The 20,201-nt window shown below is 56.5% G+C and carries 17 protein-coding genes; 5 read left to right on the plus strand and 12 right to left on the minus strand.

The window, feature by feature from the left end:
* Positions 1 to 6 precede the first annotated feature (6 nt).
* A complete protein-coding gene (gene malQ / locus AM329_RS19965) occupies positions 7 to 2,088 on the plus strand; it encodes a 4-alpha-glucanotransferase (protein WP_032608056.1) in 2,082 nt (693 codons plus the stop codon).
* 85 nt (positions 2,089 to 2,173) lie between these two features.
* On the opposite strand, the gene gntT is transcribed toward malQ, so the two are convergent.
* The 3 genes from gntT to gntX all read right to left on the minus strand — a co-directional run bounded on the left by gntT (position 2,174) and on the right by gntX (position 5,113).
* Entirely contained in the window at positions 2,174 to 3,490 is a 1,317-nt protein-coding gene (gene gntT, locus AM329_RS19970; protein WP_017384145.1) for a gluconate transporter, read from the minus strand.
* Positions 3,491 to 3,795: 305 nt separating this feature from the next.
* Positions 3,796 to 4,371 carry a Fe-S biogenesis protein NfuA gene (gene nfuA, locus AM329_RS19975; RefSeq protein WP_003861601.1) on the minus strand — a complete coding sequence of 192 codons (576 nt, stop codon included), beginning with the start codon at positions 4,369 to 4,371 and terminating at the stop codon, positions 3,796 to 3,798.
* A gap of 61 nt (positions 4,372 to 4,432) precedes the next feature.
* Positions 4,433 to 5,113 (minus strand): DNA utilization protein GntX, encoded by a 681-nt coding sequence (gene gntX, locus AM329_RS19980; protein WP_032608055.1) that lies wholly within the window; start codon positions 5,111 to 5,113, stop codon positions 4,433 to 4,435.
* 36 nt (positions 5,114 to 5,149) lie between these two features.
* Between gntX and bioH the strand changes: the two genes are divergently transcribed.
* Positions 5,150 to 5,932 (plus strand): pimeloyl-ACP methyl ester esterase BioH, encoded by a 783-nt coding sequence (bioH, locus tag AM329_RS19985; RefSeq protein ID WP_032608053.1) that lies wholly within the window; start codon positions 5,150 to 5,152, stop codon positions 5,930 to 5,932.
* On the opposite strand, the gene feoC is transcribed toward bioH, so the two are convergent.
* From feoC to greB, 5 genes are all read right to left on the minus strand, one after another.
* Positions 5,907 to 6,143: a [Fe-S]-dependent transcriptional repressor FeoC gene (feoC, locus tag AM329_RS19990; protein ID WP_017384148.1), complete on the minus strand. Its 237-nt coding sequence runs from the start codon at positions 6,141 to 6,143 to the stop codon at positions 5,907 to 5,909. The genes bioH and feoC overlap by 26 nt on opposite strands.
* Before the next feature lie 10 nt (positions 6,144 to 6,153).
* A complete protein-coding gene (feoB, locus tag AM329_RS19995) occupies positions 6,154 to 8,472 on the minus strand; it encodes a Fe(2+) transporter permease subunit FeoB (protein WP_032608052.1) in 2,319 nt (772 codons plus the stop codon).
* Positions 8,473 to 8,502: 30 nt separating this feature from the next.
* Positions 8,503 to 8,730: a ferrous iron transporter A gene (feoA, locus tag AM329_RS20000; RefSeq protein ID WP_003861611.1), complete on the minus strand. Its 228-nt coding sequence runs from the start codon at positions 8,728 to 8,730 to the stop codon at positions 8,503 to 8,505.
* A gap of 319 nt (positions 8,731 to 9,049) precedes the next feature.
* Entirely contained in the window at positions 9,050 to 11,380 is a 2,331-nt protein-coding gene (locus AM329_RS20005; protein WP_032610142.1) for a Tex family protein, read from the minus strand.
* Positions 11,381 to 11,467: 87 nt separating this feature from the next.
* Complete coding sequence (gene greB / locus AM329_RS20010; RefSeq protein ID WP_003861614.1) at positions 11,468 to 11,941, minus strand: transcription elongation factor GreB; 474 nt, start codon at positions 11,939 to 11,941, stop codon at positions 11,468 to 11,470.
* A gap of 228 nt (positions 11,942 to 12,169) precedes the next feature.
* On the opposite strand from greB, the gene ompR reads away from it, so the two are divergent.
* Together ompR and envZ are read left to right on the plus strand one after the other, a co-directional pair.
* Positions 12,170 to 12,889, plus strand: coding sequence for a two-component system response regulator OmpR (gene ompR / locus AM329_RS20015; RefSeq protein WP_001157751.1), 720 nt, complete (start codon positions 12,170 to 12,172; stop codon positions 12,887 to 12,889).
* Positions 12,886 to 14,232: a two-component system sensor histidine kinase EnvZ gene (gene envZ / locus AM329_RS20020; RefSeq protein ID WP_003861615.1), complete on the plus strand. Its 1,347-nt coding sequence runs from the start codon at positions 12,886 to 12,888 to the stop codon at positions 14,230 to 14,232. The genes ompR and envZ overlap by 4 nt, the downstream gene beginning before the upstream one ends.
* A gap of 97 nt (positions 14,233 to 14,329) precedes the next feature.
* Here the strand turns inward: envZ and pckA are convergent, their stop codons facing one another.
* Entirely contained in the window at positions 14,330 to 15,949 is a 1,620-nt protein-coding gene (gene pckA, locus AM329_RS20025) for a phosphoenolpyruvate carboxykinase (ATP) (protein WP_003861616.1), read from the minus strand.
* A gap of 375 nt (positions 15,950 to 16,324) precedes the next feature.
* Between pckA and AM329_RS20030 the strand changes: the two genes are divergently transcribed.
* Positions 16,325 to 18,082: a DUF4153 domain-containing protein gene (locus AM329_RS20030; protein WP_032608051.1), complete on the plus strand. Its 1,758-nt coding sequence runs from the start codon at positions 16,325 to 16,327 to the stop codon at positions 18,080 to 18,082.
* Between the two features lie 122 nt (positions 18,083 to 18,204).
* Here AM329_RS20030 and hslO read toward each other — a convergent pair whose 3' ends face one another.
* From hslO to yrfG, 3 genes are read right to left on the minus strand one after another with little or no spacing between them, the layout of a single operon-like run.
* Entirely contained in the window at positions 18,205 to 19,083 is an 879-nt protein-coding gene (hslO, locus tag AM329_RS20035) for an Hsp33 family molecular chaperone HslO (RefSeq protein WP_023304550.1), read from the minus strand.
* Between the two features lie 24 nt (positions 19,084 to 19,107).
* Positions 19,108 to 19,509 carry a ribosome-associated heat shock protein Hsp15 gene (gene hslR / locus AM329_RS20040; RefSeq protein WP_003861618.1) on the minus strand — a complete coding sequence of 134 codons (402 nt, stop codon included), beginning with the start codon at positions 19,507 to 19,509 and terminating at the stop codon, positions 19,108 to 19,110.
* Positions 19,506 to 20,189, minus strand: coding sequence for a GMP/IMP nucleotidase (gene yrfG / locus AM329_RS20045; protein ID WP_023314955.1), 684 nt, complete (start codon positions 20,187 to 20,189; stop codon positions 19,506 to 19,508). The genes hslR and yrfG overlap by 4 nt, the downstream gene beginning before the upstream one ends.
* Positions 20,190 to 20,201 lie beyond the last annotated feature (12 nt).

The following is a 20,201-nucleotide window of genomic DNA, read 5'->3' on the forward strand; positions in this document are numbered from 1 at the left end:
AGCGCGATGGAGAGTAAACGTCTGGACAGTGCCGCGCAGGCGGCGGGAATTAGCCTCAGTTACATCAATGCGCACGGCAAACCGCAGTCTATTGGTGCGGACACCAAAAGACGTTTGCTGGATGCCATGCACAAAACCGACGCGAAAGCGTCGGGTGCGCCGGTGCCGAACGTGAAGGTCTTTACCGCGGGCAAAAAGATGCCGCTGGCGGTGGAAGGGCGCGGCGAGTTCAGCTGGCTGCTCACCACCGAAGAGGGGCATCAGCACAAAGGCCATGCCACAGGCGGCAAAACCCTTAACCTTCCGGCGAAGCTGCCGGAGGGCTACCACACGCTTACGCTTACCCGGGACGACCAGCGTTTTCACTGTCGGGTGATCGTGGCGCCAAAGCGTTGCTATGAGCCGCAGGCGCTGCTTGAAGGCAAAAAGCTGTGGGGCGCCTGCGTGCAGCTCTATACCCTGCGTTCGGACAGCAACTGGGGCATTGGCGATTTTGGCGACCTGAAAAAGATGCTGGCATCCGTGGGCGAGCGCGGCGGCGCGTTCATCGGCCTCAACCCGATCCACGCCCTCTATCCGGCCAACCCGGAAAGCGCCAGCCCGTACAGCCCGTCTTCCCGCCGCTGGCTGAACGTGATCTACATCGACGTTAACGCGTTAGACGATTTCAAAAACAGCAAAGAGGCGCAGGCGTGGTGGAAGCTTGAGACCACCCAACAGATGCTGAAACAGGCCCGCGATGCGGACTGGGTCGATTATGCCTCCGTGACCGCGCTGAAAATGGCGGCTCTGCGTCTGGCATGGAAGGGCTTTGCGAAGCGTGACGACGAGCAGATGGCAGCCTTCCGCCAGTTTGTGATGCAGGAAGGTGAGAGCCTTTACTGGCAGGCAGCGTTTGATGCGTTGCATGCGTATCAGGTCCAGGAGGATGAGATGCGCTGGGGCTGGCCGGTGTGGCCGGAAGCGTATCAGTCCGTGGATACCCCGGAAGTGAAGGCGTTCTGTGAGACGCATGCCGACGAGGTGGATTTCTATCTCTGGTTGCAGTGGCTGGCGTACAGCCAGTTTGCCGCCTGCTGGCAGGTGAGCCAGGGCTATAACATGCCGATCGGTCTGTATCGCGATCTGGCCGTCGGCGTGGCGGAAGGCGGGGCGGAAACCTGGTGTGACCGCGAGCTTTACTGCCTGAAAGCTTCGGTGGGTGCGCCGCCGGATATTCTGGGCCCGCTTGGTCAGAACTGGGGCTTACCGCCAATGGATCCGCACGTGATGGCGGCGCGTGCCTACGAGCCGTTTATCGACCTGCTGCGCGCTAACATGCAGAACTGCGGCGCGTTGCGTATCGACCACGTGATGTCCGTGCTGCGCCTGTGGTGGATCCCGTACGGTGAAACGGCTGACCACGGGGCGTACGTGCAATATCCGGTGGACGATTTGCTCTCAATCCTCGCGCTGGAGAGTAAACGTCATCAGTGCATGGTGATTGGCGAAGATCTCGGAACCGTGCCGGTGGAAATTGTCAGTAAGCTCCGCGATAGCTGCGTCTACTCCTACAAAGTGCTCTATTTTGAAAACGACCATGAGAAAACCTTCCGCGCGCCGAAAGCGTACCCTGAACAGTCAATGGCAGTCGCGACGACGCATGATCTTCCTACGCTCAGAGGCTACTGGGAAAGCGGCGACCTGACGCTCGGCAAAACGTTAGGTCTCTACCCGGATGAAGAGGTTCTGCGCGGGCTATATCAGGATCGCGAGCTGGCGAAGCAGGGGCTGCTGGACGCGCTGCATAAACATGGTTGTCTGCCGAAGCGCGCCGGGCATAAGGCGTCGCTGATGTCGATGACGCCAACGCTTAATCGTGGCTTACAGCGCTATATTGCCGACAGCAACAGCGCATTGCTCGGTCTGCAACCGGAAGACTGGATTGATATGGCGGAGCCGGTAAACATCCCCGGCACCAGCTATCAATACAAAAACTGGCGACGCAAACTGTCCACAACGCTTGAAGCGATGTTCGCCGATGACGGGGTGAACAGGTTGATTAAGGATTTGGACAAGCGCAGAAGAGCGGTGGGTAATAAGCGGTAGTTTCACCCTCACCCTAACCCTCTCCCAGAGGGAGAGGGAATAGAATGTAGGCCGGGTAAGCGTCAGCGCTACCCGGCTTTTTACATCAAACCACCATATTCAACAGCAGCACCCCGACCAGACCGCACACCGAAATAATGGTTTCCAGCGCGGACCAGGACTTGATGGTTTCACCGATGGTCAGGTTGAAGTACTCCTTGAACAGCCAGAAGCCCGGATCGTTCACGTGGGAGAAAATCACGCTGCCCGAACCGACCGCGATAACCATCAGTTCAGGGCTGACGCCCGTCGTGGCAATCAGCGGTGCCACGATGCCGCCTGCGGTAATCGCCGCAACGGTCGCAGAGCCCAGCGCAATACGCAGAACGGCGGCGATAGACCACGCCATCAGCAGCGGAGAGACGTTGGTTTCGTGCATCATGGCAGCGATGTATTTATCCACGCCGCTGTCGACCAGCACCTGCTTGAACGCGCCGCCGCCGCCGATGATCAGCAGCATCATGGCGATGATTTTGATGGAAGAGGTCAGCGTATCGTTGATCTGATCCATGGAGCGACCGCGGTTAAGACCGAAGGTAAACATCGCAATCAATACCGCAATCAGCGTTGCCATTACCGGGTCGCCCAGGAACTCCGCAACGGACAGGAACGCGTGACCTTTCGGCAGAACCATCTCTGCTATGGCACGCATCGCCATCAGGATCACCGGTACCAGTGAGGTCCAGACGCTGACGCCAAAGCCTGGCATCTCTTCTTCAGTAAAGGTTTTGGCGCTGTACAGCCCTTCCGGGATAGGCTTATCGATGCCTTTCAGGAAGCGCGCATACACCGGGCCTGCCAGAATCACCGTCGGGATCGCCAGAATCGTACCGAACAGCAGGGTTTTACCCATATCGGCGTGGAAGATGGTGGCGATAGCCGTTGGACCCGGATGCGGCGGCAGGAAACCGTGGGTGACGGACAGCGCCGCAGCCATCGGCACACCCACGAACAGCAGCGGAATGTTGGCGGCAGCGGCGATGGTGAACACCAGCGGCAGCATCAGAACGAAGCCCACTTCATAGAACAGCGCGAAACCGACGGTAAAACCGGTTAACACCACTGCCCATTGAATGTTCTTCTTACCAAATTTGTCGATCAGCGTGGTGGCAATACGCTGTGCGCCACCGCAGTCCGCGAGCATTTTACCGAGCATGGCGCCGAAGCCCATGATCAGCGCCAGGCTGCCGAGCGTACCGCCGACACCGGCTTTAATGGAGCTGATAACTTTAACCAGCGGCATTCCCTGCATCAGACCGACTGCAAGTGCCACCAGAACCAGAGCGATAAATCCGTTCATTTTGAAGCGGATCATTAAGAGCAGTAATAACACAACACCGATAGCGACGATGACTAATGGCATGATTGACCTGGCCTTTGAATTGTTATGGGTAACGTCATTGTTTCAACGACAAATTCCGGTTGTCCCAACTGGGAACAGAGTGTTAACGGCACTCATACTGATGCCTGCGAAAACGTTAAGTTTAGTCGGCTGTTATAAGGGTGTTGAGTGCCCACGAGAATGATACGGGTAACATGATGTGATTGAGAATCACCCAGGGAGGCAAAATTTGAATTATGAGACGCAGGTCAACATATAGAGGGGGAGGCAAGAAAATGTAGGCCCGGTAAGCGCAGCGCCACCGGGCAATACAGACGGGCACTGAATCAGTAGTAGGAGTGCTCGCCGCGCTGGTGCTCTGTCAGATCGCGCACGCCTTTCAGTTCCGGGAATTCGTTCAGCAGCTGCTTCTCGATCCCTTCTTTCAGGGTGACATCGACCATGGAGCAGCCGTTACAGCCGCCGCCGAATTGCAGGATTGCCAGACCATCTTCGGTGATTTCCATCAGGGAAACACGTCCCCCGTGGCCGGCCAGCTGCGGGTTGATCTGCGATTGCAGCAGATATTCCACACGCTCCATCAGCGGGGCATCGTCAGAGACTTTACGCATTTTCGCGTTCGGTGCCTTCAGCGTCAGCTGAGAACCCAGCTGGTCGGTGACGAAATCAATCTCCGCATCTTCAAGATACGGCGCGCTCAGCTCATCAACGTACGCGGTGAGCTGTTCAAATTTAAGGGCAGTGTCAGTTGCTTCCACGGCATCCGGAGGACAATAAGAGACACCACATTCTGCATTCGGAGTGCCTGGATTGATCACAAACACGCGGATCTGCGTCCCTTCTTCCTGATTTGCCAGCAGTTTGGCAAAGTGCGCTTGTGCAGAATCGGAAATACGGATCATAGCTTTGGCCTAATAGTTGACTAAATTACCTGGGTATAATCATACGCCCATTGAAGAAGGGCTACAAGGTACGGCACAGACACCATACCTGAACTGACGCGGCGCCGCTTTGCAAAAGCAGTCGGGAAAGTTCAGCCACGGTACTGCCCGTGGTGACGACATCATCCACAATCGCGATATGGAGGCCGTTGACCGGCAATTCAAGGCGAAAGGCGTTTTTCAGGTTCCTTTTGCGCGACCGGGCGTTGAGCCGGTGCTGAACGGCAGTGGCATGAGTACGTTTCAGCGCAGAGGCTGGGTACCGGCAACCCAGCCAGTGGGCGAGCGGACGACACAGCAGGTCGCTCTGATTGTATCCCCGCCGCCAGTGGCGGCGCTGAAACAGTGGCACGTTCACGAGCGTGTCGACCGGCGGTAGCCCACGCGTTCTTCGCGCCTGCAATACCGCCAGTAATAACAGGCGTGCCAGCGGCTGCGCCAGCGCGATCTGGCTGGAAAATTTGAACTGATGAACCAGACGACTCAGCGGCAATACATAATCATCCACCGCCACCAGCGCGCTCCACGGCGGCGCTTTTTTCAGGCATCGGCCGCAGGGAAGCGTCTGGCTGACGGCAGGCAAGCCGCATTGCGGACAGCCCTTCAGGTAACCCAGCGCTCGCGTGCAAACGGAACAGACGCCCCACGCGCTCAAGGCAAGTGGCATTCGGCATAGCCAGCACAAGCCGGGCACTGTTAGCATACGCAACCTCCATGTGAAAAAAGAGAACGTTAACTGATGAAGACGCTGTGGTGGCAGACCGTTGGGACGGGAAATTGTCATCTTGTGCTGCTGCACGGATGGGGACTGAACGCCGAAGTGTGGCGTTGCATAAGTGAGGAACTGGCCTCGCAATTCACGGTACACCTGGTGGATCTACCGGGCTATGGCCGTAGCCACGGCTATGGCGCGATGACGCTTGACGACATGGCGGAGCAGGTTCTGGAAGCGGCGCCGCAAAAAGCCGTCTGGCTCGGCTGGAGCCTGGGCGGGCTGGTGGTAAGCCAGATTGCGCTGCGCCATCCTGAGCGGGTCCAGGCGCTGATCACCGTTGCCTCATCACCCTGTTTCAGCGCCCGCGAGGCGTGGCCGGGCATTAAACCCGAGGTGCTGGCCGGGTTCCAGCATCAGCTGAGCGAAGACTTCCAGTGGACGGTGGAGCGTTTTCTGGCGCTACAAACCATGGGAACAGAAACCGCCCGTCAGGACGCACGGACGCTGAAGCAGACGGTGCTTTCTCTGCCGATGCCGGAGGTTGAGGTGCTGAACGGTGGACTGGAGATCCTGAAAACGGCCGATCTGCGCGAGCCGCTGGCGTCGTTAACGGTGCCGCATCTGCGTATTTATGGCTATCTGGATGGACTGGTTCCGCGCAAGGTGGTTCCGCTGCTGGATGCGCAGTGGCCGGAGAGTAAATCAATGGTGGTTGCCAAAGCGGCACATGCGCCGTTCATCTCTCATCCTGCTGAGTTTTGTTCGGCGCTGTCCGGTTTTATCAGCGAAGCGTCCACCACTCCCTGAGACAGGCTTTGCCTTCAGGACAACTCTTACAACTGCCGGACAGACAACCGTCCGGCTCTTCCTGAATGCGCACGGCTTTCCCCATCGCCTCCAGCCTTTCCAGCATGGCATCGATCATCGGCTGCGGCGTATGCAGGCTGAGGCTGAGCTGCTTCGCCTCCATTCGTCCCTGTAACGCCAGTAAGTCACGAACCTGAATCAACGATGCCATCTTTTTCCCCTCAGTGACAGTCGCCTGCTGGGCTGTTACAGCAGGTCGTTGGGGTTTTGCGCGTTGCCAGCAGGTTAACGTCAACGCGGCTACGCGCCCGGCGCAGCAGGCCAATCACCATTACGTTAAACAGGATCACCGCGAGGATACAGACCAGGCTGTAGCGCGGATGCTGGCTGTAATTGACGGCCTGATAAAACACGGTCGCCAGCGAGTAGGCAATGTTCAGCCCCCACAGAATGGAGAAGCCCATCCAGCCGCGGCTGGACTCACGGGCAATGGCGCCCATGACCGAGATGCATGGAATATAGAGCAGGACGAAGATCAGGTAGCTGTAGGCCGCCGACGCGCTGCCAAATTTCTGGCCCATCACGCCCATTGCTCCGGTCGCCATTTCGCCGTCGCCTTTGCTGGCTTCAATCGGGTTCGCCAGTACGCTCAGGCTGAAGGTGTCTTTGAGGCTCTGCCAGGTCTCTTCCACCGCGCCAAGCAGTTCATCGCCGAGGTTGAACGCTGCCGGATTAAACTCCTCTTCCTGGATGTTTTCCGCGGTGTAAAGCGTGTTCAGGGTGCCGACAACTACCTCTTTTGCCATCGCGCCGGTGAACAGGCCCACGGTTGCCTGCCAGTTGTCTTCCTGAACGCCAATCGGTTTGAAGACCGGCGTAATGATCCGGCTGACGGAGGCCAGGGCAGAGTCATTAATGTTGTCCGCGGCCTGGCCGCTCAGGGTGAAGCTGTTCAGGGCGCTCAGGAAAATGCTGACCACCACAATCACCTTACCGGCGCGCAGAACGAAGCCCTTCAGGCGCTGCCATGTCTGAATAATCAGGCTTTTCAGATGCGGAACGTGATAAACCGGCAGTTCCATCACGAACGGCGACGCTTCGCCACGCATGATGGTGTGCTTCAGCATCAGGCCGGTGAGAATAGCCATCACGATACCCAGCACATACAGGGAGAAGACGGCCAGCGCCCCTTCCTGACCAAAGAACGCCGCGGCAAAGACCGCGAAGATCGCCAGACGCGCGCCGCAGGACATGAACGGCGCCATCATGATGGTCATCAGGCGTTCGCGCGGGGCATCCAGCGTACGCGCGCCCATGACTGACGGCACGTTGCAGCCAAAACCGACAATCAGCGGCACGAACGATTTGCCCGGCAGCCCCAGCGCCTGCATCAGGCGGTCCATCACGAAGGCCGCGCGCGCCATGTAACCGGAATCCTCAAGGAAGGAGAGGAACAGGTACATCATGCCGATCTGCGGCACCAGCGGCAGGACGGTGTTGATCCCGCCGCCGATCCCCTGCGCAAGGAAGATGGTCAACCATTCCGGGAAGTGGAGGGTGTAGCCCAGCCACTGAATACCGTGTACGAAGATAGCGACAGAGCCGCCATCAAAAATAGGTTGTAATGCACCGCCGATGTTAATGGCGAGCAGGAACATCACGTACATCACCAGTAAAAAGATCGGCAAACCGAGGAAGCGGTTGAGCACAATCTTATCCACGGCGGCGGTGAAGCGGCTGGGTTCAGCGGTTAATGCATTGCTGACCACGTCACAGATAGCGGCGATGGCCTGATAGCGCGCATCCGCAATATGCAGAGCGGGATCGTCCAGCTCGTCGCTCAGGCGAGCCTGCGCGAAGCCCAGCTTATCCGCCGCATCGCCTGCGTAGGCGCGGCTGTAGATATCGCCTTCCAGCATTTGCAGGCCAAGCCACAGACGTTGTCTGGCGGGCATGCTGTTGTCCATCTCCTGCGCCAGTTGCCCGGCTTCGCGCAGCAGCGGCTGGGCGTAGTGGACCAGTTCGACGTCGGCATTGCCCGTGTGGCGGTCAATCGCCAGCTTCAGGGCGTCAATGCCGCGTGCGCGGGTAGAAACCAGCGGAACCACCGGGCAGCCCAGGCGTGCGGAGAGGGCATCGACGTCGATGCGCAGCTTTTGCTTCTCGGCGATGTCGAGCATGTTAAGCGCCACGATGCAGGGAATACCCAGCTCCAGCAGCTGTAACGTGAGATACAGATTTCGTTCGAGATTGGAGGCATCCACCACATTGATGAGCAGATCCGCGTCGCCGCTCAGAATATAGTGGCAGGCAATTTGCTCATCGAGTGAGGTCTGGGATGAAATCGTGGTGAGTGAATAGGTCCCCGGTAAATCAACCAGCGTGACCTGATTATCTGTTGTAGTGAACTGGCCCTCTTTGCGTTCAACCGTTACGCCTGCCCAATTTCCCACACGCTGGCGTGCGCCGGTTAACTGATTAAATAAGGTTGTCTTGCCGGAATTAGGATTGCCAATTAAGCCAATAGTTAATTTTTTCATTGTAATAGACTCACTGAAACCGCTGGCTTGTTAACGGGATAAAGATTCAACTTCAATTAATGCGAGGTCTTTTTTACGCAGAACCAGATTAACGCGTCGGGTTTCGATATGAACAGGATCGCCCAACGGCGCAACGCGCACCACCTGGAACGATGAGCCGGGTAGCATGCCCAGGGACAGCAGCTTCTGCCGATAGGCCGGGCTTATCTCACGGGTAAAACCGATAATTTTCCACGCACTGTCTGGAGTGAATTGCATAGCGCCTGATTCCACGAGAGGTTAAATAATCTACACTGCGATGATAATGAGAATAGTTTTTATCAGCAATAATAAAAATGTGACGGGATGTTGTTAATCGTATTAATTTGCGGTCTGCTTGACCTTGCTCAATATTTGCGAAATTGAGGTGAAAATAAAAAGAAGGCTATTTGTTAATGAGGTGATAATTCGTGGTTTAAATATGGATACAACTTATTTATTTTAATTCCCTGCGGCCTGCTTGCCGGGCGGCACTGCGTTTGCCCGGCCTACAAAACCGTAGGCCCGGTAAGCGTCGCGCCACCGGGCATTTACAGTATTAGCGTTTCTTACCCATCGCCGCTGCCAGCGCATCCATCATCGCGCTGTTGCCTGCTGGATGTGCGTCACGTCCGCGTGGCTTCGCGGCTTTCGCTGCCGGACGCTGCTGTTCACGGCCACCGCCATTACCGCCACGGCGCGCGTTAGTGTCGCCCGGCTGCTCGTCCAGACGCATGGTCAGGGCAATACGCTTGCGCTGGAGATCCACTTCCAGCACTTTCACCTTCACGATGTCGCCCGCTTTGACCACGGTGTGCGGATCTTCAACGAACTTGTCTGCGAGGGAAGAGATATGCACCAGACCGTCCTGATGCACGCCGATATCCACAAACGCGCCAAAGTTGGTGACGTTGGTTACCGCCCCCTCCAGCACCATGCCCGGCAGCAGGTCGTTCATGGTTTCTAAGCCGTCAGCAAAGGTCGCGGTTTTAAACTCAGGACGCGGATCGCGGCCCGGTTTTTCCAGCTCTTTGATGATGTCAGTGACCGTCGGCACACCGAACTGTTCGTCGGTGAAATCCACCGCTTTCAGGTTACGCAGCGCGCTGCTGTCGCCCATCAGGTCTTTAAGCGCCTGCTGAGTCGCGGCCAGGATGCGCTCAACTACAGGGTACGCTTCCGGGTGAACGGTAGAGGCATCCAGCGGGTTATCGCCGTGGTTGATGCGCAGGAAGCCCGCGCACTGCTCAAATGCTTTCGGCCCCAGACGGCTCACCTTCAGCAGCTGCTGGCGGTTCTGGAACTGACCGTTCTCATCACGCCAGGCGACGATATTCTGTGCCATCATACGGGTCAGGCCCGCCACGCGGGTCAGCAGGGGAACGGAAGCGGTGTTCAGGTCCACGCCGACGGCGTTAACACAGTCTTCCACTACCGCATCCAGCTTGCGCGCCAGCTGCGTCTGGCTCACGTCGTGCTGATACTGGCCCACACCGATGGATTTCGGGTCGATCTTCACCAGCTCCGCCAGCGGATCCTGCAAACGACGGGCGATAGAGACCGCGCCGCGCAGGGAAACGTCCAGAGCCGGGAACTCCTGCGCTGCCAGCTCAGAGGCGGAGTAGACTGATGCCCCCGCTTCGCTGACGATCACTTTCTGCGCCGTCACTTTCGGGAACTGCTTCTGCACGTCGAGATAGAAACGTTCGGTTTCGCGGGACGCCGTACCGTTACCGATGGCAACCAGCTCAACGTTGTACTTCTCGCACAGCGCGGCGACGACGACAGCCGCTTTCGCTGCCTGACCGGTGTGCGGGTAAATGGTGTCGGTGGCAACCAGCTTGCCGGTGCCGTCAACCACGGCCACCTTCACGCCGGTACGCAGACCCGGATCGAGACCCATGGTGGCGCGCAGGCCAGCTGGCGCAGCCATCAGCAGATCGTGCAGGTTACGGGCGAAGACGTTGATCGCTTCGTCTTCGGCGCGCTCGCGCACGGTGCCCATCAGCTCGGTTTCGAGGTGCATCAGCACCTTAATGCGCCAGGTCCAGCTCACCACGCCTTTGCGCCAGCTGTCCGCCGGTGCGTTGTTCAGGCGCAGGCCCAGATGATCCATAATGATCTGCTCGCAGTGGCTCTCTTTAGGCGGCTCGTCAAACTGCGGATCGGCATTCAGGGAGAGTTGCAGCACGCCTTCGTTACGGCCGCGGAACATCGCCAGCGCGCGGTGAGACGGCGCGGTAGAAATGGGTTCGTGGTGATCGAAATAGTCGCGGAATTTCGCGCCTTCTTCCTCTTTGCCGGACACCACGGTGGAGACGATATGCGCGTTCTTCCACAGGTAATCACGCACTTTGGCCAGCAGCGCCGCGTCTTCGGCGAAGCGCTCCATCAGAATATAGCGAGCACCGTCCAGCGCGGCTTTGGTGTCTGCTACGCCTTTATCGGCGTCGATAAACTTGGCGGCTTCGGTTTCCGGATCGTGAGACGGCTCGTTCCACAGCAGATCGGCCAGTGGCTCAAGGCCGGCTTCGATCGCAATCTGCCCGCGCGTGCGGCGCTTCGGTTTGTACGGCAGATAGAGGTCTTCGAGTTCGGTTTTACTCAGGGTACCGTTAATGGCTTTTTCCAGGTCACTGGTCAGCTTGCCCTGCTCGCCGATAGATTTGAGGATCGCCTGACGTCGGTCTTCCAGCTCGCGCAGATAGCCCAGACGGGTCTCCAGGTTTCGCAGCTGCGTGTCATCCAGACCGCCGGTGACTTCCTTACGATAACGTGCAATAAACGGCACGGTGTTCCCTTCATCAAGCAGGCGAACGGCAGCTTCTACCTGTTCGGCTCTGGCCTGAAGTTCACCCGCAATAATGCGGCAGAGCGACTCTTTCATCATGGTCAGTTCATCTTGTGGATCGAAAATCAGGGGGATAGTTATACGGGCTGACACCAAAAAATGCCAGCCGGGGAGGGCGCTCTCGGACTATTTAACATACACGATTTCGTTGACGTACCAGCTTGCTTCACCTGCGGGCGTCTGGACAACGGCTAAATCGCCCACCTCTTTTTTCAGCAGGGCGCGGGCCATTGGTGAATCGATAGAAATGTAATCCTTACGACCGAAAATTTCATCATAGCCGACGATACGAAAACGCAGGGTGTCGCCGTTGTCGTTTTCAATTTCGACCCACGCGCCGAAGAACACTTTACCTTCCTGCTGCGGGGAGTAATCGACAATTTTGAGATTCTCGAGACACTTCGTCAGGTAGCGTACCCGGCGATCGATTTCGCGCAGTCGCTTTTTATTGTACTGATAGTCCGCATTCTCGCTGCGGTCGCCCAGACTTGCGGCCCAGGTGACTTTTTTGGTCACTTCCGGACGCTCTTCGCGCCACAGGTAATCCATCTCTTTTTTGAGTTTCTCGTACCCTTCGCGGGTGATCAGAGGCGTTTTCATGGTGCAGCCTTTAATGCCGGTTAACTGTCTTTGCGCACAATACGTAGCGCACAGTGTAACAGACAAGATTAATAATGATTTATGTGATGAAATGAACAGATAAGCTGCTGTTAAATATGCTTTGTAACAATTTCGTCTAGAATTTATACCAGAATTTGCTGGTCGAACCCGTGCACTTTTTTAGAATACGCTGTTCCAGGCTTATCCGAACCTTTGGGAGTACACACAATGCAAGAGAACTACAAAATTCTGGTCGTAGATGACGACATGCGCCTGCGTGCGCTGCTGGAACGTTATCTGACCGAGCAGGGCTTCCAGGTTCGTAGCGTCGCGAACGCGGAACAGATGGATCGTCTGCTGACGCGTGAATCTTTCCACCTGATGGTGTTGGACCTGATGCTGCCTGGCGAAGACGGGCTCTCTATTTGCCGCCGTCTGCGCAGCCAGAGCAACCCGATGCCGATCATCATGGTGACGGCGAAGGGTGAAGAAGTCGACCGTATTGTCGGCCTTGAGATTGGCGCTGATGACTACATTCCAAAGCCGTTTAACCCGCGTGAACTGCTGGCGCGTATTCGCGCCGTGCTGCGTCGTCAGGCGAACGAACTGCCGGGCGCGCCATCTCAGGAAGAGGCCGTCATTGCATTCGGTAAGTTTAAGCTGAACCTCGGCACCCGTGAGATGTTCCGTGAAGATGAGCCAATGCCGCTCACCAGCGGTGAGTTCGCGGTGCTGAAAGCGCTGGTCAGCCACCCGCGTGAGCCGCTCTCCCGTGACAAGCTGATGAACCTGGCGCGTGGTCGTGAATACTCCGCGATGGAGCGTTCTATCGACGTGCAAATCTCTCGTCTGCGTCGTATGGTGGAAGAAGATCCGGCGCATCCTCGTTATATTCAGACCGTTTGGGGTCTGGGCTACGTGTTTGTCCCGGACGGCTCTAAAGCATGAGGCGAATGCGCTTCTCGCCGCGAAGTTCGTTTGCCCGCACGCTGTTATTGATCGTCACCCTGCTGTTTGTCAGTCTGGTGACGACCTACCTGGTGGTGCTGAACTTTGCAATCCTGCCGAGCCTCCAGCAGTTTAATAAGGTGCTGGCATACGAAGTGCGTATGCTGATGACCGACAAACTGCAACTGGAGGACGGCACGCAGTTGGTTGTTCCCCCGGCGTTCCGTCGGGAAATCTACCGTGAGCTGGGCATTTCTCTCTACTCGAACGAAGCGGCGGAAGATGCTGGCCTGCGCTGGGCGCAGCACTATGAATTCCTCAGCCAGCAGATGGCGCAGCAGCTTGGCGGCCCGACGGAAGTGCGCGTTGAGGTCAATAAAAGCTCGCCGGTTGTCTGGCTGAAAACCTGGCTGTCACCCAACATCTGGGTGCGTGTTCCGCTCACCGAGATTCATCAGGGCGACTTCTCACCGCTGTTCCGATACACCCTGGCGATCATGCTGCTGGCCATCGGCGGCGCATGGCTGTTTATTCGCATCCAGAACCGACCGCTGGTCGACCTGGAGCATGCGGCATTACAGGTCGGTAAAGGTATTATCCCACCGCCGCTGCGCGAGTATGGCGCATCGGAAGTGCGCTCGGTAACGCGTGCGTTTAACCACATGGCGGCAGGCGTTAAACAGCTGGCGGACGACCGTACGCTGCTGATGGCCGGGGTCAGCCATGACCTTCGCACGCCCCTGACGCGTATCCGGCTGGCGACGGAGATGATGGGCGAGCAGGATGGTTATCTTGCAGAGTCCATCAACAAGGATATCGAAGAGTGTAACGCCATCATCGAGCAGTTTATCGACTACCTGCGCACCGGGCAGGAGATGCCGATGGAGATGGCGGATCTGAATGCGGTTCTGGGCGAAGTGGTTGCTGCCGAAAGCGGCTACGAACGTGAAATTGCGACCGACCTTCAGGCAGGTGAGATTCAGGTACGTATGCACCCGCTCTCCATTAAACGCGCGGTGGCGAATATGGTGGTCAACGCGGCGCGCTACGGCAACGGCTGGATCAAAGTCAGCAGCGGTACGGAACTCAACCGCGCCTGGTTCCAGGTGGAAGACGATGGCCCGGGCATCAAGCCTGAGCAGCGTAAGCACCTGTTCCAGCCATTTGTGCGCGGCGACAGCGCGCGCAGCACCAGCGGAACCGGCTTAGGCCTGGCGATTGTGCAGCGTATTGTTGATAACCATAACGGACTGCTGGAAATTGGCACCAGCGAGCGGGGTGGTTTGAGCATTCGTGCGTGGTTACCGGTGCCGGTTTTACGGGGTCAGGTGAAAGAGAGTTAAAAAAGGGTGGGGCCTGATGCCCTCACCCCGGCCCTCTCCCACGGGGAGAGGGAAAAAACATTAAAAAAGGCAACTTTCGTTGCCTTTTTGCTTTTACCTACAGCTTCGGTCCCGCACTCACCAGCGCAGCACCCGCCGGGGTGTCGGTATACTTCTCGAAGTTTTCGATAAACAGTTTCGCCAGCGATTCAGCCTTCTCACGCCACTGTTCCGGTGAACCGTAGGTGTTACGCGGATCCAGGATACGCGTATCCACGCCCGGCAGCGCTGTTGGGATCGCCAGATCGAACATCGGCAGCGTAAAGGTCTCGGCGTTATCCAGCGAACCATCCAGAATCGCGTCGATGATGGCGCGTGTATCTTTGATGGAGATACGTTTGCCCGTACCGTTCCAGCCGGTGTTTACCAGGTATGCCTGGGCGCCGGATGCCTGCATGCGTTTCACCAGCACTTCCGCGTACTGCGTTGGGTGCAGCGACAGGAACGCCGCGCCGAAGCAGGCGGAGAAGGTTGGGGTTGGCTCGGTCACACCGCGCTCGGTACCCGCCAGTTTAGCGGTAAAGCCGGAGAGGAAATGGTACTGCGTCTGGCTGGCGGTCAGGCGGGAAACCGGTGGCAGCACGCCGAATGCATCCGCGGTCAGGAAAATCACCTTCGTGGCGTGACCCGCCTTCGATACCGGCTTGACGATGTTCTCGATGTGGTAGATCGGGTAAGAGACGCGGGTGTTTTCCGTTTTCGAGGCATCGTCGAAGTCGATAGAGCCATCGGCACGCACGGTGACGTTTTCCAGCAGCGCATCGCGGCGAATCGCGTGGTAGATATCCGGCTCTGCCTCTTCCGACAGGCGAATGGTCTTCGCGTAGCAGCCGCCTTCAAAGTTAAACACGCCGTCATCATCCCAGCCATGTTCATCGTCGCCAATCAGACGACGTTTTGGATCGGTGGACAGCGTTGTTTTACCGGTGCCGGAAAGGCCGAAGAACACTGCTACATCGCCTTTTTCCCCGACGTTCGCCGAGCAGTGCATGGAGGCGATACCGCGCAACGGCAGCAGGTAGTTCATGACCGAGAACATCCCTTTCTTCATTTCGCCGCCGTACCAGGTACCGCCGATCAGCTGGATACGCTCGGTCAGGTTGAAGGCGATAAAGTTTTCGGAGTTCAGACCCTGCTCTTTCCACTGCGGGTTGGTGCATTTCGCGCCGTTCATCACGATAAAGTCAGGGGTGAAGTCTTGCAGTTCTTCATCGGTTGGACGAATGAACATGTTCTTCACAAAATGCGCCTGCCAGGCCACTTCGGTGATAAATCGTACGGAGAGACGGGTGTCGGCGTTAGCGCCGCAGAACGCATCAATAATAAACAGACGCTTGCCGGAAAGCTGATGGGTGACAAGTCCTTTCAGATGCTGCCAGGTTTCCGGGGAGAGCGGTTTGTTATCGTTCTTACCTTTGCCCTTATCAGCCCACCACAGCGTATCGCGGGTGGTGTCATCTCGGACGATATACTTATCTTTCGGCGAACGACCGGTAAAAATACCCGTATCGACGGCGATAGCACCCAGGTTCGTCAACACACCACGCTCGTATCCTTCCAGTGCCGGATTGAGCTCTTCCTGATACAGCGTATCGTAATCGGGGTTGTAGACCACTTCCTGGACGTCGTGAATACCATAAGCCTTGAGATCTTGCGGGGTTAAACCATTAACACGCATATCACTGCTCCTTAGCCAATATGTACTGCCTGAAATTGTAGGGTTTTTCTGAGGATGTTAACCGCGACGGGGCTCATAGATTTACGTATCTGGTCAAAACCCTTACTAACGGAAAACGCTGCGACTCCAGTCACAGGGCGGGCAGATTATCGCAGGAATCGCTTTTTGGATGGGGAAAATGTTCTTAAAAGGTTAATCTCTGGTGAATTTATCCAGAAGAATGTGAATGTAATCGCATACATGTAAGAAAATTACGTAAGGGTTACACTGGGAAAACGATTCAGGTCTCTTGGGTCAGCTATTTTCAGAGTTTGAGGTGGGGGCCAGAGTTTTGCTTTGATGAGACAATAGATTTTCATGAACAAGGGATGAGAAATGGAAAACCGTGAGACGTTATCCGCTTTAACGCGCGTAGCCGTCGTGCTGGCGGGGGCTCTACAGGGCGTAATTTGCTATCTAATCACGTGGTATATCGAGTACGCAAAATTGCCATCGGATACGCTGTGGCTGATGTGTGTAGTACCTGCCACCGTGGTAATGACAACCACGTTGTCTCTTGCCATGACGTCATTCAGAAAGCCATTTTTGTGGCTGTCACTCGGGATGATCGGCGCGGCAGTCGCGGGTATGGGCGGCTGGCTTAAGTGGAGCGTTGCAGGACTCGAAAGCTGGAATCTCAGAGATGAGATGCTCGTTTTCGGCTTTCATCTGCTGCTGATGACGCTGTTCGTGTTGCCATGGCTTCAGCGGCGTCTGGATCCCGTCCCGACTACCTCGTTCTACAGCGACTTTTATCAACGAAACTGGCATAACGCGCTGACACTGCTCATTATTTTTGTTTCGAATGGTCTCTTCTGGCTGGTGCTTTTCCTCTGGGCCGAGCTTTTCGAACTTATCGGCATCGGCTTTTTTGATCGGCTTTTCTTTCATTCTGACGGATTTATTTCAGTGGCGATTGGCGTGGTTTCAGCCAGTGCGGCCGTGCTCACGCGCATGCAGGTAAGGTTAATCTTTGCCCTGCAAAATCTGCTGACCCTCATCGCCACCGGTCTGCTTCCCCTGATGGCGGCGCTGGCGCTGCTCTTTATTGGCGCGTTGCCTTTTGTCGGCTTTGAATCCATTTCAGCCAGAATATCCGCCGCGGGCTTGCTGACCACCTTAGCGCTGCTGCTGTTATTCCTGGTGACGATAGTGTGGCATCCACAGCGTCAAACACTGCCTTACTATGCCCCGCTGCGAGGGATGATTCGCCTCGCTGTGGCTATCGTACCCGCGTATCCGGTTCTGGCGGGGTGGGCGCTGTGGCTACGCATTTCGCAATACGGCTGGTCACCCGAGCGTCTGTACGGGGTATTGATAACCATCGTGGCGCTGGTCTGGGCGATCGGTTTTTGCGCCAGCGCTCTGATTCAGCGCCGTGAACCGCAGAAGATCCATGCGTACGTCATCCCGGCGACCGGGCTGCTTTCCCTCATTTTCCTGGCGTTGGTCCATACCCCCGTGCTGGATCCGTGGCGAATAAGTGTTGCAAGCCATATGGCCCGCTATCAGGACGGCAGAATAACTGCGGATCAAGTCAGCCTGTATATGCTCAGTAACGCTGGACGAAAGGGGCGGGAGGCGATGCTCACGCTGCAAAACGATCCGCAGTTTATCTCTAACCCAAAACGCCAGCGTGAAATAAATGGTCTTCTCTCCAGGAATGCTGGCGGAGCAGGTAAGATGACCGCCGCGATGCTGGAAAAACAGGTCCAGCTCGCACCGGGAATGGCTCATCCTGATAAGACATTGTGGCAAGCCATGCTCAGCAATCAGTATCGCTTCGAGAGCTGCGATAGCGCCCAGAGTAACTGTTTACTTATGCCGATGGATCTTAACAGCGACGGCAAGCCGGAAGCCGTGCTATTTCAATTTACCGATCGCACGATCGTGGCTTACACACAAACTAACACGGGCTGGAGGATCGCCGGGGACGCGTGGAAAATGCCGGAGGCATTGACCAGAGGAGAACTTGACCGCGCATTAAGGCAGAGGAAAGTGAAATCTGTCGTGAAGCCCTGGGCGGATATTGAGATTTTTGGGGAGCGTGTCGATATGAGCTACGACAGTTACAATAATGCGCAGTGGCGTTAGTGCTTTTTCTTGCCGGGTGGCGCTACGCTTACCCGGCCTACAATTAGCAATCATATCAAAAAATTGCACAATTCATTGTAGGCCCGTGCGAGCATAGCGCCGCCGGGCATCAGGCTCAGAGCTTAGTGAACCTGCGGATCCGCCGGAGAGGCGTTATTGCGGATCTCCGCGATATCCATCGAATTAAACACGTAGTGCGTACCGCAGTAATCACAGTGCATATCGATCTCACCGTCTTCCGCCATGATGCTGTCGATCTCTTCATCCGGCAGCGTTTTCAGGGCGCCGGCACAACGCTCGCGAGAGCAGGTGCACTTAAATTCCACATCCTGCGGATCGTAAACCGTCACTTCTTCTTCGTGGTACAGACGCCACAGCACGTCGGTCGCCGACAGGGTGAACAGCTCTTCCGCTTTGATGGTTTCCGTCAGCGTTGCCAGATGCTCGAAATCATTGGTCTGCGCATCCTGCGCAGGCAGAACCTGAAGCAGCATACCACCGGCAGCAGGCTGACCATCTACTTCACCGGTGCGGATGAACAGACGGGTTGGCAGCTGTTCGGAACGCATAAAGTAATCTTCCAGGCAGGCGGCAAGCGTGTCGCCTTCCAGACCGACAACGCCCTGATAGCGCTCACCCTCTTCAGGCGAAATCGTGATAACCAGGTAGCCATTTCCGACCAGCGTTTTCAGATCCGCATTTTCAGGGATATCGCCCTGAACGCGCGCCACGCCGCGCATTTGCTGCTGGTTATTACCGTTGATCACCGCCAGCGACATCGGGCCATCACCCTGCAACTGAACGGTAATATCGCCAGCGAACTTCAGCGTGGCGGTCAGCAGGCTGGTGGCAACCAGCAGTTCGCCCAACAGGGTTTTCACCGGCAGCGGGTAGTTGTGGTTTTCCAGAATCTGTTTCCAGGTTTCGGATACGGTGACCAGCTCGCCGCGCACGGCGAATTGTTCAAACAGATAGCGGTGTAATTGGTCGTGTTGGGCCATTTTCATCTCTCGTGCAGGTGAGGGTTACTCGCTCTCACCGTGTTTAAATTTCATCAGATCGCGGCGCTCTTTTTTATCCGGTCGCCGGTCCGGGTGAGGCATAGTTAGCGCGTTCATTTTGCGCGCCAGCGCGGTTTTCTCGCGCTTCTCTATGCTTTCGGCCGTCTCTTCATACAGCAAAACGGCTTCGGTTGCGGGCCGCCGTTGTTCGGTAATGGCTTTCACCACCACCGTTTTCTCATCGTTGCCCTGGCGAAGCGTTAACGTGGCATTCAGTTCAACCAGCTTGCTCGGTTTGCTGCGCTGACCGTTGTAATGCACCTTTCCGCCGTCAACCATTTCACGGGCAAGGGCGCGCGTTTTGTAAAAACGGGCGGCCCACAGCCATTTATCCAGTCTTACCCCATCAGAGGGTTTTTCTTTCATGGCGTCTCCTTCACGGTGAGTGAGGGGATCATCCGGCGATAGTCGTTCAGCCCCGGATGTCGCAGATAGCTTTTTTCAGCCAGGCCGGAATCCGGATTGGTCACGCCCAGACAATAGCGAATGCCAAAAGCGGCCGCAGAATCCAGAATCGGCTCGCTGTCGTCAATGAACAGCGTGCGTTCCGGCTGTAAACCGGTTTCTTCTACCACGGCATGCCACAACCGCTGATCCTCTTTCGGATAACCAAATGTGTGGGTGGAAAGCAATAAATCAAGGTGTGAAGCAAGCCCGGTATGCTCCAGCTTCACGGCCAGGTTATGGGGATGCGCATTTGTCAGCAAAATACGGCGCTTACCGCAGGCTTTCAGCGCGTCCAGGAACGGGACCGTATCTTCGCGCAGTACGGCGCGTGCGCCCTGGGCGGTGGTCATGGCACAAATATCCAAACCGAGTCGCTCGCTCCAGTAGTCAAGACAGTACCAGTTTAGCGTATGCTGCACCGCGCTATATTGCGAACGAATGAATTCCTGCGCTTCTGCCGGGGAGATCCCCTGCTGTTCACCGTAAGTTTCCGGGACCAGCTTTTGCCAGAAATAGTTATCAAAGGCGAGATCAAGCAGCGTGCCGTCCATATCAAGCAGGACGGTATCGACCGCCTGCCAGTCGATATCAAGATGCATAAGGGGGAACTC

Source organism: Enterobacter cloacae complex sp. AR_0002 (genome assembly GCF_001922365.1).
Lineage (GTDB): Bacteria > Pseudomonadota > Gammaproteobacteria > Enterobacterales > Enterobacteriaceae > Enterobacter > Enterobacter hormaechei_C.

Coding starts and splice junctions, on each gene's coding strand:
- bioH (WP_032608053.1), top strand. CDS start 5,150: ATGAAGACGCTGTGGTGGCAGACCGTTGGGACGGGAAATTGTCATCTT.
- feoA (WP_003861611.1), bottom strand. CDS start 8,730: ATGCAATTCACTCCAGACAGTGCGTGGAAAATTATCGGTTTTACCCGT.
- malQ (WP_032608056.1), top strand. CDS start 7: ATGGAGAGTAAACGTCTGGACAGTGCCGCGCAGGCGGCGGGAATTAGC.
- feoC (WP_017384148.1), bottom strand. CDS start 6,143: ATGGCATCGTTGATTCAGGTTCGTGACTTACTGGCGTTACAGGGACGA.
- hslR (WP_003861618.1), bottom strand. CDS start 19,509: ATGAAAGAAAAACCCTCTGATGGGGTAAGACTGGATAAATGGCTGTGG.
- AM329_RS20030 (WP_032608051.1), top strand. CDS start 16,325: ATGGAAAACCGTGAGACGTTATCCGCTTTAACGCGCGTAGCCGTCGTG.
- pckA (WP_003861616.1), bottom strand. CDS start 15,949: ATGCGTGTTAATGGTTTAACCCCGCAAGATCTCAAGGCTTATGGTATT.
- gntT (WP_017384145.1), bottom strand. CDS start 3,490: ATGCCATTAGTCATCGTCGCTATCGGTGTTGTGTTATTACTGCTCTTA.
- ompR (WP_001157751.1), top strand. CDS start 12,170: ATGCAAGAGAACTACAAAATTCTGGTCGTAGATGACGACATGCGCCTG.
- nfuA (WP_003861601.1), bottom strand. CDS start 4,371: ATGATCCGTATTTCCGATTCTGCACAAGCGCACTTTGCCAAACTGCTG.
- hslO (WP_023304550.1), bottom strand. CDS start 19,083: ATGGCCCAACACGACCAATTACACCGCTATCTGTTTGAACAATTCGCC.
- envZ (WP_003861615.1), top strand. CDS start 12,886: ATGAGGCGAATGCGCTTCTCGCCGCGAAGTTCGTTTGCCCGCACGCTG.
- yrfG (WP_023314955.1), bottom strand. CDS start 20,189: ATGCATCTTGATATCGACTGGCAGGCGGTCGATACCGTCCTGCTTGAT.
- gntX (WP_032608055.1), bottom strand. CDS start 5,113: ATGCTAACAGTGCCCGGCTTGTGCTGGCTATGCCGAATGCCACTTGCC.
- greB (WP_003861614.1), bottom strand. CDS start 11,941: ATGAAAACGCCTCTGATCACCCGCGAAGGGTACGAGAAACTCAAAAAA.
- feoB (WP_032608052.1), bottom strand. CDS start 8,472: ATGAAAAAATTAACTATTGGCTTAATTGGCAATCCTAATTCCGGCAAG.
- AM329_RS20005 (WP_032610142.1), bottom strand. CDS start 11,380: ATGATGAAAGAGTCGCTCTGCCGCATTATTGCGGGTGAACTTCAGGCC.